This window comes from Corynebacterium sp. EPI-003-04-2554_SCH2473622, assembly GCF_001665955.1.
GTDB classification, from domain to species: domain Bacteria; phylum Actinomycetota; class Actinomycetes; order Mycobacteriales; family Mycobacteriaceae; genus Corynebacterium; species Corynebacterium pseudodiphtheriticum.
Window position 1 is genome coordinate 116,241 of record NZ_LZMN01000054.1, and the last position, 13,683, is coordinate 129,923.

Sequence of the window (13,683 nt, forward strand, 5' to 3'; positions counted from 1 at the left end):
TTTTGAAACTCTGCAGGATTTATAAAAATTTGCTTCTGCCGTTTTTCCTGCTATTCAGCGTAGCAACTTTCTCCAGGGGCACTCACAGGAGTTCTACAGATAGAGAAAACCCCAGCGTCTACCCTGCGAGAGCAAGGGAAACCTGGGGTTAAGCATCAGCCACAGCTAAGAACTTGTACTGCCTGAAAGCTGCGGGCTACTTCGAAAGAATTCTGTACTGAATCTACGCTTAGAATTCTTCGACGTCTACGAGACCAAGCTGAGCGGCCTTAACCAGACGACGTGGGATACGAACGGTCTGGCCGTCAATCTTAACTTCCTGAAGGGCGACATTGTCGGCCTTCCACTGAGAACGGCGCATGCGGGTGTTCGCACGGGACTTCTTAAACTTAGGAACTGCCATTTTCTTCTACCCTCCTCTGTTAGTTTTTCTTGCGACGGCGCGCCATAGCACCGAAACGGTTTTGGAAACGCTCCACACGACCAGCGGTGTCCATGACACGCTGTGCACCAGTCCAGAACGGATGTGACTCAGAAGTAACATCCACAACGATTAGTGGGTATTCCTTACCTTCGTATTCCGTGGTGCGGTCAGAGGTTGCGGTGGACTGAGTCAAGAACTGAGTGCCGGTACCGGCATCCTGGAATACCACTGGGTGATAATCCGGGTGAATATCTTTTTTCATCTGTCGATTCCCTAAGGTTTGTAACTGGGCCGGTTCTTCGGGCCGCTGCTTACGGCGACGCTCCCACCGCATGACAGAGTTCAATCACGCCACACAGTGCAAAACACCAAAGATCGCACCCAGGTTGGGTTCGATTACGGACAACTCTCAACATCTTACAGCCACAAGCGAATTATAAAAAACCATCCACTACACTTGGCTTTTCCGCCTGCAGGGTGTAACGTTTTTGAGTGCTGTTGTCGAAATGTTCGCAAACGCCCCGTCAACTGGTCATATACAGCACCGTGGATCCTTACCCTCACACCCTCACATTTCAAGGATCCAGATGCAGTGTTGTCGCAATCAGTCACGATGTGGGCGGCTAGGAGAAAGATTACCCATGTCGGCTATTTGCCAGGTAACGGGACGCAAGCCAGAATTTGGCAAGCAAGTCTCGCACTCGCACCGCCGCACGTCGCGTCGTTGGAACCCCAACGTGCAGCGTCGGCGTTACTTCCTGCCTTCTGAAGGCCGGACCATCACGTTGACCGTGTCCACCAAAGGAATCAAGATCATCGACCGCGATGGCATTGAGTCTGTAGTCGCGAAGATTCGCGCCCGGGGAGAGAAGGTATAACGATGGCCCGTAATGACATTCGTCCAATCACCAAGCTGAAGTCCACCGCGGGCACTGGCTACACTTACGTGACCCGTAAGAACAAGCGCAACAACCCGGATCGCATCAGCTTGAAGAAATACGATCCGATTGCCCGTAAGCACGTCGAATTCCGCGAGGAGCGATAGAAATGGCTAAAAAGTCAAAGATCGCCAAGAATGAGCAGCGCAAGGAAATCGTTGCCCGCTATGCGGAGCGTCGCGCTGAACTCAAGGCAATCATCAAAGACCAAACCAAGTCCGAAGAAGAGCGCTTGGATGCCCAGTTCGAGTTGAACCGGCAACCACGCGACGCTTCGCCGGTGCGTGTTCGTAACCGTGACTCTCACGACGGTCGCCCTCGTGGCTACCTGCGTAAGTTCGGTTTGTCCCGTGTCCGTATGCGTCAGATGGCCCACAACGGTGAGCTTCCTGGCGTTCGTAAGTCCAGCTGGTAAAGGGAGGACACCACCATGGCTTCGAAGCGCAATAATCAAAAGAAGTTCCGTATGGAACAGTCCCGTCGCCCTAAGAAGAACCCTCTGAAGGCACGCGGCATCTCTCAGGTAGATTACAAGGACACTGAAACCTTGCGCCTGTTTATCTCGGATCGCCACAAGATCCGTTCCCGTCGCGTTACCGGCTTGACCCCACAGCAGCAGCGCCAGGTTGCTACTGCGATCAAGAACGCACGCGAGATGGCACTCCTGCCGTTCACTACCCGCTAAAGACGGGCGAGAACAAGGCAACAACAGCAGCCATCAGTTCTACTTCCCCGGTTTCACATCAACAAGGATGTGGAACCGGGGTTTTGCTATCTTAAATACCATAGGACGGTCTGACTCCATCTTTTGTGTAATCTTGAGGATTATTGCCCGGCAACGTTTTCAGAGCCTGAGAAATGCGCATGGTCAAGGAACAAGGTTGAGCACAACACAGGGAGGTTTCGAATGACAGGAACCGTCGGTCGTCCGCGCAAAAACCGGCCACGTAGACGCGGTGCAAACGCGCGCGAAGAAATCTTGGATGCTTCTGCGGAACTATTTACGACGCAGGGATTCGCGATGACCTCAACTCATCAAATCGCTGAAGCTGTCGGCATCCGCCAGGCTTCGTTGTATTATCACTTTCCATCAAAAGCTGAAATCTTCCTGAATTTACTGAATTCAACCATTGAGCCATCGTTGAAACTCGCGCAGTTCTTATCAACGTCTGATAACCCGGTGGAATTACGTATTTGGGCTTTAGTTGCTGCTGAATCCCGAATTTTGCTTTCGGGCCGTTGGAATGTTGGGCGCCTTTACCAATTGCCTGTCGCTAACTCTCCAGAATTTGCCGATTATCATCGGAGGAAAGCGCGGCTTGCCGAATACTTCCGTCAGTCCGCATCCGAGATCGTCGGCCAAGACCTCCGCGCAGACCTGCCCTTCCATCTAGCCCTTTCCGCAATCGAAATGCGCCCGAATGATGGAATCGCTCCACAGCCCTTGCAAAGCGACAAACTACCGGAAGTTGCCATCATGCTCGCTGACGCTGCCCTTTCTGTGCTCGGAGCCCCACTGCCCACTAATCGTGAACAACGCACCTTGGATCTTCTCGTGCCCAGTGAAGAAGCATAACGAGATTCCTGGGTCTGTTATGCCGACGCTAAATCCGAACCTGTCCGTTGGGCGGTTACGCGAGTAGGAATACTGGCATCTAAGCTTCTTATAGCACCAAAGAAAAGAGCTGAGAGGATAAATCGTGCGTATAGCCGTTCTTGTTAAGGAAGTTCCCGACACGAGCAAACGTCGAGAACTCGATTTAGAAACTGGACTAATCCGACGTCACGATGGCGCAGACAACGTCGAAATGGTTCTCGATGAAAGTAGTCAACGCGCGGTAGAAGCAGCGCTGCGGATTAGAGAATCAAACTCTGATCAGCTCGACGAGAGCATCACCATCGACGCTATATCGATGGCCCCCGAAGCCGCACTAGACTCAATTCGCCGGGCTCTTTCTATGGGTGCTGATGAAGCTGTCCTTGTTCATGACAAAACCTTAGTGGGTGCTGATTTAACAACGACCGCGGAGGTACTCGCCGCAGCCCTTCGGAAGCGAAAATACGACCTAATTATTTGTGGTAATGAATCAAGCGATGGCGCTTCCGGTGCTCTCCCCGCTATGATCGCCGAGCACCTGAAGCTAGCAGTACTCAGCCATTTGACATCGATTCAGCTTGCACAGTCTGCACCGGACGGTGGCCTCAGTATTAGCGCATCCCGCCGCACTGAGTCTGCAGTGCAATCCTTGGAAGTAGCATGCCCAGCTGTGGTTTCCGTCTCTGACGATTTCCCGGACCCACGCTTCCCTAATTTCAAAGGCATTATGGCCGGCAAGAAGAAACCTATTACTCAATTCAGTCTCGAAGATTTAAGCATCGACGCTGAGGATTTCTCGCATCCGAAAGCAATTATGACAGCTGTCGCCCCAAAACCGCCTAGACAGCCGGGTAGCAAGGTTCACGACGACGGTGATGCTGCTGCAAAGATTCTTGAGTACCTCGAGAGCCACAACCTTATTTAGGAGCCCCTATGACCTACCCGGAAAACAGCGTCCTCGTTGTCGGCCACGCATCTGCCAACGGAGATCTCCCCGATTCCATTACTGAATTGTGTGGTGCCGCCAGCCTTATCGGGACCCCAGTGGTTCTGCTCATCTGTCCTTCGGAGATCAACGAGACAACTACCCAGGACCTGGCACAGGCTGGCGCAGAACACGTAGCGGTCGCGGTACAGGATTATTCCGAACTTGGTTCTTCTATCGACGCCTTAGAAAAGGCATTTTCTGAATTCTCACCAGTCGCGACCATATGTAGTGCCGATACTGAAGGCAACGATCTAGCCGGACGAGCCGCAGTTCGTCTACACCGCGCTCTCCTCAGCGATGCGATCGGCATCGCTAAGGACGACGAGGGCATCATTGCCTACCACTCTGTGCTTGGCGGCAGTTTTCAAGTGACGTCTGCGGCAACATTTAAGTCACCAGTCATTACCCTCCGCCCAGGATGCGTTGAACACCGGGCCGCCCCTGGAGCAGGCAATATAATAAATCTCGAGGTAACCAGCTCGACCCCAACTTCGACCATCATTGAATCAACGCCGATAGAACGCTCTGCCCACCGCCCTGCATTGCGTAGCGCAAAAACCGTGGTTGCTGGTGGTCGCGCTTTTGACTCAAAGGAGAGCTTCCAGATTGTAGAAGATCTTGCCGACGCATTCGGCGGTTCGGTGGGAGCTTCACGTGCTGCTGTTGATGCTGGCTGCGCTGATCGTGCGGCCCAGGTAGGCCAAGCTGGTGCCACTATCCAACCCGAGCTTTATTTCGCCCTAGGAATTTCCGGGGCCCCTCATCACATAACGGGTATGCACTCTTCCAAACACATCATTGCGGTCAATAACGATGAAGAAGCTCCGATCTTTGACATTGCCGACTTCGGTGTCGTGGGTGATGTCTACCAGGTTGTTCCTAAGCTCACGAGCTTGCTTGCGCAGCGAAAGGGGTAATGCATGAAGTCGCAACCAAATCTTCGTCGGGGTCTGCCGCGCATCAGCGGTGGACAGCCATGGCCTCCACAAGACCAAAACAATGAGCAGCACCCCTCAAGTACGCGCTTACGCCAGGGACTTCCCCGGACGCCCGGTGGATCCCCTTGGCCCCCTGTCGACTCCGTTGCAGCGACAGCCCCAACGCCACCGTCACAGCCAGGGAAAGAGCCAGAGCCTGCCGCCCAGCACGCAGCACCACCGAACGATAATAAACTCACCCCAACAACCGGTATTACTGCAGCACAGCGCTTTCAACAGCGTAGGAAGAACAATAGACAACAGACTGCTGCACAGAATCAAAAGTCACCCCAGACCAATGCTGGGCAGGCGACAAGTGGGCAGTCTCAACCAAGCCCCCAGCAACCGCAAGAACAACAACCCTCTAAACCAGCTGCCACTCCTGCGCGACAAAACTCCCAGAAAGAATCTGTTTTTGCGCGTCAATATGGGGCATTCAGTCTCCGACAATGGCTCGGAGGCGGCTTAGTTGGACTTGGCAGTATCTTTTTAGTGGCCGCGCTCGTCGTTATGGGCACGCGCTGGTTCCTGAATACCGAAACCGGCGCAGACTTCATCGCGACCTACGACGGCCATCCAGAATTACCCGAAAGCAGCCCAGAAGGAATCCCCACGTGGTTGGCATGGCAGCATTTTTTGAATTTTTTCTTCATGACGTTAATCGTTAAGACTGGTTTTGCGATTCGGTACGAGCGCAAAGCACCGGCATATTGGGCTCCGAAGAAAAACCCTGGACAGAAAATCAGTCTAACTATCTGGACTCACCTGATTCTGGATCTGTTGTGGGTTATCAACGGTGGAATCTTTTTTATCTTGTTATTTGCAACCGGCCAATGGGTACGCATCGTGCCCACCAGCCTAGATATCTTCCCGCATGCAGTATCCGCTGGCCTGCAATATGCGTCTTTAGACTGGCCAACCGAAAATGGCTGGGTGCATTACAACGGTCTGCAATTGCTCATGTATTTCTTCACCGTTTTCATCGTCGCTCCGGCCGCGATAGCCACCGGGCTACGGATGTCTCATCTGTGGCCCAGTAATCCTGTGCTGGCCAAGATCTACCCGGTCAGTATCGCACGCAAAATGCACATCCCCATCGCGCTATATTTCTTAGTTTTCACCGTAATTCACGTGCTCATGGTCTTCGCGACCGGTGCACTGCGCAATCTCAACCACATGTGGGCCGCACAAGGCGACCCAGACCCTACAGCTTATGCAGGCAACTGGACCGGCTTTATTTTCTTTGTCATCGGACTGGTGGTCACGGCTGCCACGGTGGTTTTTGCTCGTCCGATGGTACTGGCTCCATTCGCGCGACTTTTCGGCAAGGTTACAGCCCGTTAGGGGAATCATTATGTCCAGCTCGCAAGCACGGAAAACGCAAGCGCCTCCAGCGCCGACCGGTTGCGACAGGTGATGGTGACAAACCATTAGTCATCATCTGGCCTGGTTTTGGCATGGGTGCACGGTATTTCGATCCTATGGGGCGCGAATTGGCCCGCCGCGGATATCTTGTTGCTAGCGGTGAATTACGCGGGCAAGGTAGCTCAACAGCAAAAGCCACGCGCAAGCACACCTGGGGGTATCACCATTTGGCATCTCAGGATTTTCCGCCACGATCAAAGCCGTGAAGAAAGACCTCGGACTAGTTAATAACTACCCTACAGTGTTTCTCTGCCACTCTTTAGGAGGACAGATTGCCCCCTTGTTTTTCACTCGGAAAGAAGCCATAGAGCTCAACGTACAAGGATTCCTGGCAGTCGGAACTGGAAGCCCGTATTACCCGGGATATTCGGGGGCTAGTTCGACGCAAATTACGCATCGGTACCATTATCATTAAAGCGATCGGTACCATTTTCGGCTATCAACCGGCCGGAAAGCTGGACCTGACCGGATATAGTCGCCAGGCAAAACACGTGATGCTGGAATGGATCAGGTTTTCACGCTCTAACCAACAGCGTGGTTTATTCGGTGAGGATCGTGACTATGACGATGCTAAAAACGGAGTAACGATCCCAGTGTTACTCACGCGTTTCCACACTGACCAAGATTGCACGCGCAAAGCAGCTGAGCATCTCGCGGCCAGTTTGCCCAACGCCGAAGTAACTATCGAGGAATATCCAGAGCGGCTCAGCCATAGCAGGTGGCCACGTGAGCCGCAGATAATCGCGGAGCGCTTGGAAAAGTTTGTTGGCACGTTGTCTTTGCCGTAAAAACATCAGGGAATAACCAGTTGCCCCATTCCCCACAACCGGTGGTGTCCGGCTACACCTTGCAAACTGCCAATTACGCCCCAGTAGGCGAGCCCGTTCATAAGCTAGGAACGGGCTCGCCATCGAAGACACAGCCTCTTTAGTGGGAGAAGTGGCGGGTTCCGGTGAAGTACAGTGCTACGCCTGCCTTTTCTGCAGCTGCGATTACTTCTTCGTCGCGGATCGAGCCGCCTGGAGACACCACGGCTTTTACTCCTGCATCCAACAAAACTTCTAAGCCATCAGCAAACGGGAAGAATGCGTCCGAGGCAGCAACCGAACCATTGGCACGCTGTTCATCGTCGCCAAGAGTGTTGGCGCGTTCAACAGCCAAACGTGCCGAATCTACTCGGTTAACCTGTCCCATGCCCACACCGACAGTAGCGGATTCACGGGAAAGCACAATCGCATTCGATTTCACCGAGCGTACAGCGCGCCATGCAAATTCTAGATCCGCTAGTACTTCATCATCGACTGCTGCACCAGCAACCAACTTCCAGTTTTCTGCTTGATCGCCATCCGCCTGATAACGGTCAGGTTCTTGGAACAATACACCACCGGAAATCACCTTGGAATCCCAAGATCCAGCATTGTCCGCAGACAGTTGCTGCTCCCCTGAAGCATCTGATGCTGTTTGCTGGGAATCATCCACCAACGAAGCATCTTCAACCTGCAAGATACGGATATTCTTCTTCCCCTGCAGTACCTCGACAGCTCCGTCTTCGTATCCCGGAGCCAGGATTACCTCGGTGAAGACCTCAGCAACCTGGTGCGCCATCTCGACACTGACCGGACGGTTGGTCGCAATTACACCGCCAAAAGCGGAAACTGGGTCGCAAGCATGGGCTCTGCTGTGTGCCTGGGCAATCGATTCGTCAGATACAGCAATTCCACATGGGTTGGCGTGTTTGATAATCGCTACACAGGCACGCTGGTGATCGTGCGCGGCGCGCCAAGCAGCTTCGGCATCCTGATAATTGTTGAAGCTCATTTCTTTACCATGCAGTTGTTTTGCATTGGCAACACCTCCGGCGCCTGGGATGCACTCCAAATAAGCAGCCTGGTGTGGGTTCTCGCCATAGCGCAACTGTGTAGTTGGAACATCTTGGGCCAGTTCAGACTCTGATTTTTCTTCAGCTTCAGCAACCAGCTCGGCAAGCATCCATGACGACACCGCCAAATCGTATTTCGACGTATGCGTAAATGCCTCCAACGCGAGCTGACGGCGTTCTTCCAAGCTAAATCCAGCACCAGCGGCAGCTCGTTGCACCACGTCGTAATTAGCGGGATCGACGACTACGGCAACTGAATCATGGTTTTTCGCTGCAGCACGCACCATCGCTGGGCCACCGATATCAATCTTCTCAATGCATTCCTGCACATTTGCGCCCGAAGCCACAGTTTCTTCAAATGGGTACAGGTTGACGACCACCAGGTCGAATGGAGCAATACCAAGCTCATTTAGCTGGTCGCGATGTTTTTGTTTCGTGCGATCCGCCAAAATTCCACCATGCACGCGCGGGTGCAAGGTTTTCACACGGCCGTCAAAGCACTCCGGAAATTCAGTCACGTTCTCTACCGGGGTAACCTCGACACCAGCATCAGCAATCACTTTGGCAGTCGAGCCCGTCGATACAATCTCTACCCCAGCTTTAGCAAGACCACGTGCTAAATCTTCCAAACCGGTTTTGTCATAAACGCTGATTAATGCGCGAGTGATCTTCGTCTGCTGTGTTCCAGAACCTTGGGTGTTTTCTACGGTCATAGTAGTACCTGCATCCTTAACGGTTGTGATGTGATGAGCTGTGAAGTGTTGGCCATAATCTAGATTAGCCATCGTTTGGTGTTTGCCTAGGGGGTGTATGGCACTTCCCCGGCAGAGACTGCGAAGCCCCTTAGCTAATTATGGTGAAAAACTACTTTCTTGGAATCTTGCTCGACTTCGGCCGACTGCAAGAGAGCGACCAATAGTTCTCGCTCATTTTTTTTAATCCGCTCATGTAATTCATCTTCTCGTTCTCCAAGCTGAATGTCTATCGCGCGTTGAGCGATGATGGGGCCGGTATCTACGCCCTCGTCTACATAATGCACTGTAGAGCCGGTAACTTTCACTCCATAGTCCAGAGCATCGCGCACTGCATGTGCGCCAGGAAACGACGGCAAAAGAGCCGGATGCGTATTAATGAGACGACCTCGAAATTTCTGGACGAAGCTCGGTCCCAGGATTTTCATGAAGCCAGCAGAAACAATCAGGTCTGGCGTACCCACGGATTTAGTTAGCTGCTCGTCCCAGTGGGAGCGGTCGTGCTGCATCGGCACAACAGCAGTTTCCACCCCGGCGGCCCGTGCACGATCTAAAGCCGGGCATTCGCGGTCGGAAACAACTAGTACAACAGCATAATTTTCATCTTGGTTATCAAGGAGAGCTTGTAATAGCGTCCCGCTCCCCGAAACCAAGGCAGTCAGTCGCAGTGGTGTATTCACATCTCACTAGACTACTCGGTACGCTCACTGTCGTCATGTCTATGCTCTTGCTCATTGCCATTTTCTCTGCCATTTTCATCCTGAGCATCCGCGCTACCTTTAGACGTTTCCACAGAATCTTCTTCGATCTCTTCCTCTGCATCAGCTTGTTCAGATTCATCAACTTGTTCAGATTCAGCAGCCACGTCGGATGCCGCATCGGTTTCTTGTGAGTCTTCAGTTTCGTGGCTCTCAAGCTCCGAAGCCTGCCCCTCCGGTTTCTGCACTTCGGGTTTCTGCCCCTCCGGTTCCTGCGGTTCCGGAGAGCCTAGCTCTTGTTCCTCGCCATCCACAGCCAATTCATCAACAACGGCAGGTTTCGCGTTGTACCTCCTCGCAAACACCAACTGCATGAGTGTGACTGCCAAAGCAATGCCACCAACCCAAATCAGTGCCAAACTGGCAGTCCACAGTACCGGTAAACCCGTATTGCTATAAGCACCAACCTGGCCTCCAGAAAGATAGGCAGCAACCGCTGTCAAGACCCACGCTGTAAAACCTGCGCTTAGCGTCATCACAGGGCTGGGGCGCATCCGCAGCATCACCACGATGATCACAGCGACAGGTATAAATAAGCCAATCCACGCCCAGCTTGCCGACGTAGGTGGCACCATTCCCATGACTGGCAGTGGCGGCAACGGCACCAGGTGCGTTTCAAACAAAGAAACGCTTCCTGCACCAAACTGATATTCCGATCCCAGCAAAACTCCACCGACACCAACAATGATATTGGGGATATACGCCAAGGAAAGCATGACCAGCGCCAGCCTCCCGCTACCACTAGCTTGTGGATACGCTGCCATAACTTCGGCCTGCCGCCCCCAGCCGACGACGAGGAAAATAACTGCAACGATTACCGCTGCGAGGCACAGCCACAACAACGTTTTTGCACCGATGACAACGCCTTCGAGGATTGATTGTGGAATGCCATAGCGTCGTGCCAGTGCCCGCCAAGCTTTCGGTCCGAGCCCGAAGACAAACGCAAGTAGATGCACTAGTGCTACTGAGAACATCACAGAACCAATTGGAGGAACGGTAACTGGATAGACAGTTTGGGCATCGGCGAGCATCAATAAGGCAACCACTGTGAACAACAGCGGCGTTACCAAGCTCCATACAAAGATCATCAGCAAATCAATAATGCTGAAACGCTTGCGGACGCTTACGCGAACCTGCCGAGCACTGAGGGCAAACGTAATAAGCGCCGGCAACAGCGGAACGGATGCTAGGACAACGCCGTCTCCGGCCACTGGCGCGGCGTGAAACACTAACCAAGCAGTTGCGGTAATTGTTGGCAATAGCGCGATTGACTGCGAGGTGCTCAGCAAAGCGCCAACTGCAATAGCAACAATCGACAAAATAACCACCAGGTGCGGGATAGCTAAAGTTAAGCCGACCTTGCGGATCCGCCGCCCCATCGTTAGTTGGGCTGCAGCAGGCGCTCTCTTAGCCTCCTGCCGCGCCTGACTCGATGTTTTATCGGCGCTTTTGGCGACGCTAACGCGCTGCCCCCGCGTCATACCTCGCGCAGAAGCAACTCTGCCACGTCGGGCATTAGCGGGCAGGGAAACGTTCGGCGCTGTGCGCGGGCGACGTTGCGGGCGGCGCGCAGCACGGGAATGCGGGCTCGAATTGCTATTCATCGCTTACTACTTTGCCATGAGCCGCAAACAACGCCATTGCGGCACGTCGCTACTGTCGGATCTAAAGGCACAACGGCAAGGCACAATGGCACGCCGATATTCGAATAAATACTGCAGTAAATTGCGGTTAGGAGAGTTTTCACAAGCAGCTCAATTGCCCACAACAACCACACTAACCTCAAATTTTGTGAGATACCACACCCATGTAAGGGCTAGACTGGCCAAAGCCTAAAGTTTTTCTGGAATAGAGTTGATCGATTGCGCCCGAGACATTATTGTTACATTCGTTAGATAACAGACAGGTTACAATTCAACGTCTCGTTTGCTGGCCAGCGTGTTGCCCTGGAAACGACGCACCGAATTACTTGAGAATTGCTGCAACAGGAACGGAAACCATTGATGCAAAGTTCTTCCACTCGATCCCGTGGGGGCCGCCACCGCAAGGTCAACGCGTCACAGACCGCTAAGGGACGCATCGCCCTGGTAACGGTGGCAGCAGGAACCGTGTCCTCCGCAGGCATCGGTGGCGCTACAGCCGCTCAACTCAATGCCGCTGAGGTGACGGAACAAGAATCAGCCGTCAACACCAACACCACGGATGTCGATTACACCCTGGCTAATGACGCCGACGCGCTGTTACCTTCCTCGGCTGTAGCTCCACAAATCCTGGAAATCAACGAATTCCGCCCCGTATCAAACCTGGCTGAACAGTTAGACAAGGCAGTTGCTCACTCCACGGAACGCATCGCCGCTGACCTGAGCTCTCGCCTGCCTAGCATCGTCAAGCCAGCAGAAGGCGTATTCACCTCAGGCTTCGGCCCTCGGTGGGGGTCATTCCATAACGGCATCGACATCGCAAACGTCAACGGCACACCCATCCTGGCAATCATGGACGGTATCGTTCTAGACTCCGGCCCTGCTTCCGGTTACGGCAACTGGATCCGGATCCAGCATGAAGACGGCACCATCTCACTGTACGGCCACATGGACACCCTGGACGTTACAGTCGGACAACAGGTGCACGCTGGTCAACGTATCGCGGGCATGGGAAACCAAGGCTTTTCCACCGGCACTCACCTACACTTCGAAGTACACCCAGGTGGTGGCGGACCAGTTGACCCAGCCGCTTGGCTGGCAGAACGTGGCATTTCTGTCTAAACCCAAATCATCCAGGAACCACTGCCGCTTTTATAACTTCATCTCCCGCTTACACCCAGCTTGCCTGTTTTTATTTCCGCAAGGGTGTAAGCGGTTTTTTGTTTTCGCCATCATACCCACACCCAAAACACCCCCGTACACTACCCCCAAAATCTAACCACCTAAGCAACAATTACACCACCATTCACATCAGCAACACGCCCTGTGAGCTGGCAGCTTAAATATTTTCGAACAAATCTACCCATTAACCTGCGCTTATGACATTGCCATCACAAATAAATAACGGTAGCTTTAACGATGTTCTGAAATCGTCGATTGCGGGCGCAAACATCACACGTTTCACCGCATCCGGCGTTTTTAGCCCTTGTAAGACTGCACGATTAGACAGGACCTTGTATGAAGCCTTCTCACCGCTTTCGACGGCTCACTGTAGGGATGAGTGCCGCCGGCCTCGCGGTCGCTGTGAGCACCACTGGATTCAACCCAGTCGCTCACGCAAAACCGGCCTTGACTGCGACTGTCAATCCTGAAAGTTCACAAGCCCCCGCCATCAACGGTTATGACTTAGACGCACTAGTACGCATTGCAGAAGGTTTGGCAGGGACGGTAGAACAGCTCAACAAGAACGGCGGCACTCCGTCTATTCAATCCAGCAGCGATGCTTTTGAAATCATCATCGACCCGCTAACATCCCCAGACGCGAATCCGGCTGAAGCTGCTGCGAAACTTACTCCTTCCGCCACCTACATGACGGCGGACAAAGGAAGCACTGCCGACGGTCGCACCGTGGTATTTCCGACCGAGGGCATATTCACCTCACCATACGGCATGCGCTGGGGACGGATGCACCAAGGCATCGATATCGGGAACGGAATTGGCACCCCCATTTACTCGATCATGGACGGCACTGTTATCAGCGCCGGCCCAGCGCAAGGCTATGGCAAGTGGGTGCGCGTACAACACGCTAACGGAGAAATTTCCGTCTACGGTCACGTTCATTCCTATAGCGTCAGCGTCGGAGACAAAGTCAAAGCCGGCGATCAAATCGCCACCATGGGTAACGAAGGTCATTCCACCGGCCCTCACTTACATTTCGAAATCCGCCCCGATGGCGCTACTCCGGTCGATCCAGTGCCATGGTTTGCCAACCAGGGCATCACGGTGCGTGGCGCTAAGTAACTCC

The 13,683-nt window shown here is 53.3% G+C and carries 16 protein-coding genes; 11 read left to right on the forward strand and 5 right to left on the reverse strand.

Annotation, left to right across the window (positions count from 1 at the left end; all coding sequences use genetic code 11):
- Positions 1 to 229: 229 nt before the first annotated feature.
- Together rpmF and A5774_RS06690 are read right to left on the reverse strand one after the other, a co-directional pair.
- Positions 230 to 403, reverse strand: coding sequence for a 50S ribosomal protein L32 (rpmF, locus tag A5774_RS06685; RefSeq protein ID WP_018121217.1), 174 nt, complete (start codon positions 401 to 403; stop codon positions 230 to 232).
- Positions 404 to 422: 19 nt separating this feature from the next.
- A complete protein-coding gene (locus A5774_RS06690; RefSeq protein WP_023019772.1) occupies positions 423 to 686 on the reverse strand; it encodes a type B 50S ribosomal protein L31 in 264 nt (87 codons plus the stop codon).
- A gap of 379 nt (positions 687 to 1,065) precedes the next feature.
- Between A5774_RS06690 and rpmB the strand changes: the two genes are divergently transcribed.
- From rpmB to A5774_RS11270, 9 genes are all read left to right on the forward strand, one after another.
- Positions 1,066 to 1,302, forward strand: a complete 237-nt coding sequence (rpmB, locus tag A5774_RS06695) for a 50S ribosomal protein L28 (RefSeq protein WP_018121215.1) — start codon at positions 1,066 to 1,068, stop codon at positions 1,300 to 1,302.
- A gap of 2 nt (positions 1,303 to 1,304) precedes the next feature.
- Positions 1,305 to 1,469, forward strand: coding sequence for a 50S ribosomal protein L33 (gene rpmG, locus A5774_RS06700; protein WP_018121214.1), 165 nt, complete (start codon positions 1,305 to 1,307; stop codon positions 1,467 to 1,469).
- A gap of 2 nt (positions 1,470 to 1,471) precedes the next feature.
- Entirely contained in the window at positions 1,472 to 1,777 is a 306-nt protein-coding gene (gene rpsN / locus A5774_RS06705) for a 30S ribosomal protein S14 (RefSeq protein ID WP_018121213.1), read from the forward strand.
- 15 nt (positions 1,778 to 1,792) lie between these two features.
- Positions 1,793 to 2,047 (forward strand): 30S ribosomal protein S18, encoded by a 255-nt coding sequence (gene rpsR, locus A5774_RS06710; RefSeq protein ID WP_021352148.1) that lies wholly within the window; start codon positions 1,793 to 1,795, stop codon positions 2,045 to 2,047.
- Positions 2,048 to 2,269: 222 nt separating this feature from the next.
- Positions 2,270 to 2,938 carry a TetR/AcrR family transcriptional regulator gene (locus A5774_RS06715; protein WP_064833941.1) on the forward strand — a complete coding sequence of 223 codons (669 nt, stop codon included), beginning with the start codon at positions 2,270 to 2,272 and terminating at the stop codon, positions 2,936 to 2,938.
- A gap of 124 nt (positions 2,939 to 3,062) precedes the next feature.
- On the forward strand, positions 3,063 to 3,884 hold the full coding sequence (locus A5774_RS06720) for an electron transfer flavoprotein subunit beta/FixA family protein (protein ID WP_064833943.1): 822 nt from the start codon (positions 3,063 to 3,065) through the stop codon (positions 3,882 to 3,884).
- Positions 3,885 to 3,892: 8 nt separating this feature from the next.
- Positions 3,893 to 4,864: an electron transfer flavoprotein subunit alpha/FixB family protein gene (locus tag A5774_RS06725; protein WP_064833945.1), complete on the forward strand. Its 972-nt coding sequence runs from the start codon at positions 3,893 to 3,895 to the stop codon at positions 4,862 to 4,864.
- 3 nt (positions 4,865 to 4,867) lie between these two features.
- Positions 4,868 to 6,268 (forward strand): cytochrome b/b6 domain-containing protein, encoded by a 1,401-nt coding sequence (locus tag A5774_RS06730; RefSeq protein ID WP_064833947.1) that lies wholly within the window; start codon positions 4,868 to 4,870, stop codon positions 6,266 to 6,268.
- Between the two features lie 575 nt (positions 6,269 to 6,843).
- The gene (locus tag A5774_RS11270; protein ID WP_064833948.1) at positions 6,844 to 7,137 is read left to right on the forward strand and encodes a hypothetical protein; all 294 of its coding nucleotides are present in this window, start codon (positions 6,844 to 6,846) and stop codon (positions 7,135 to 7,137) included.
- Positions 7,138 to 7,276: 139 nt separating this feature from the next.
- Here A5774_RS11270 and purH read toward each other — a convergent pair whose 3' ends face one another.
- The 3 genes from purH to A5774_RS06750 form a co-directional block, all read right to left on the reverse strand.
- Positions 7,277 to 8,941, reverse strand: a complete 1,665-nt coding sequence (gene purH, locus A5774_RS06740; protein ID WP_064833949.1) for a bifunctional phosphoribosylaminoimidazolecarboxamide formyltransferase/IMP cyclohydrolase — start codon at positions 8,939 to 8,941, stop codon at positions 7,277 to 7,279.
- 134 nt (positions 8,942 to 9,075) lie between these two features.
- Positions 9,076 to 9,660, reverse strand: coding sequence for a phosphoribosylglycinamide formyltransferase (gene purN / locus A5774_RS06745; protein WP_027017642.1), 585 nt, complete (start codon positions 9,658 to 9,660; stop codon positions 9,076 to 9,078).
- Positions 9,661 to 9,671: 11 nt separating this feature from the next.
- Positions 9,672 to 11,342: a DUF6350 family protein gene (locus A5774_RS06750; RefSeq protein ID WP_152514593.1), complete on the reverse strand. Its 1,671-nt coding sequence runs from the start codon at positions 11,340 to 11,342 to the stop codon at positions 9,672 to 9,674.
- A 399-nt stretch (positions 11,343 to 11,741) separates the two neighbouring features.
- Here A5774_RS06750 and A5774_RS06755 point away from each other — a divergent pair, with 399 nt between their 5' ends.
- Both A5774_RS06755 and A5774_RS06760 read left to right on the forward strand, forming a co-directional pair.
- A complete protein-coding gene (locus A5774_RS06755) occupies positions 11,742 to 12,500 on the forward strand; it encodes a M23 family metallopeptidase (RefSeq protein WP_064833950.1) in 759 nt (252 codons plus the stop codon).
- 396 nt (positions 12,501 to 12,896) lie between these two features.
- On the forward strand, positions 12,897 to 13,679 hold the full coding sequence (locus A5774_RS06760; RefSeq protein ID WP_023019783.1) for a M23 family metallopeptidase: 783 nt from the start codon (positions 12,897 to 12,899) through the stop codon (positions 13,677 to 13,679).
- Positions 13,680 to 13,683 lie beyond the last annotated feature (4 nt).

Bases quoted from the DNA above. Each gene is read 5' to 3' on its own strand.
- rpmF (WP_018121217.1), bottom strand. From the start codon at position 403: ATGGCAGTTCCTAAGTTTAAGAAGTCCCGTGCGAACACCCGCATGCGC.
- A5774_RS06690 (WP_023019772.1), bottom strand. From the start codon at position 686: ATGAAAAAAGATATTCACCCGGATTATCACCCAGTGGTATTCCAGGAT.
- rpmB (WP_018121215.1), top strand. From the start codon at position 1,066: ATGTCGGCTATTTGCCAGGTAACGGGACGCAAGCCAGAATTTGGCAAG.
- rpmG (WP_018121214.1), top strand. From the start codon at position 1,305: ATGGCCCGTAATGACATTCGTCCAATCACCAAGCTGAAGTCCACCGCG.
- rpsN (WP_018121213.1), top strand. From the start codon at position 1,472: ATGGCTAAAAAGTCAAAGATCGCCAAGAATGAGCAGCGCAAGGAAATC.
- rpsR (WP_021352148.1), top strand. From the start codon at position 1,793: ATGGCTTCGAAGCGCAATAATCAAAAGAAGTTCCGTATGGAACAGTCC.
- A5774_RS06715 (WP_064833941.1), top strand. From the start codon at position 2,270: ATGACAGGAACCGTCGGTCGTCCGCGCAAAAACCGGCCACGTAGACGC.
- A5774_RS06725 (WP_064833945.1), top strand. From the start codon at position 3,893: ATGACCTACCCGGAAAACAGCGTCCTCGTTGTCGGCCACGCATCTGCC.
- A5774_RS06730 (WP_064833947.1), top strand. From the start codon at position 4,868: ATGAAGTCGCAACCAAATCTTCGTCGGGGTCTGCCGCGCATCAGCGGT.
- A5774_RS11270 (WP_064833948.1), top strand. From the start codon at position 6,844: ATGCTGGAATGGATCAGGTTTTCACGCTCTAACCAACAGCGTGGTTTA.
- purH (WP_064833949.1), bottom strand. From the start codon at position 8,941: ATGACCGTAGAAAACACCCAAGGTTCTGGAACACAGCAGACGAAGATC.
- A5774_RS06750 (WP_152514593.1), bottom strand. From the start codon at position 11,342: ATGAATAGCAATTCGAGCCCGCATTCCCGTGCTGCGCGCCGCCCGCAA.
- A5774_RS06755 (WP_064833950.1), top strand. From the start codon at position 11,742: ATGCAAAGTTCTTCCACTCGATCCCGTGGGGGCCGCCACCGCAAGGTC.
- A5774_RS06760 (WP_023019783.1), top strand. From the start codon at position 12,897: ATGAAGCCTTCTCACCGCTTTCGACGGCTCACTGTAGGGATGAGTGCC.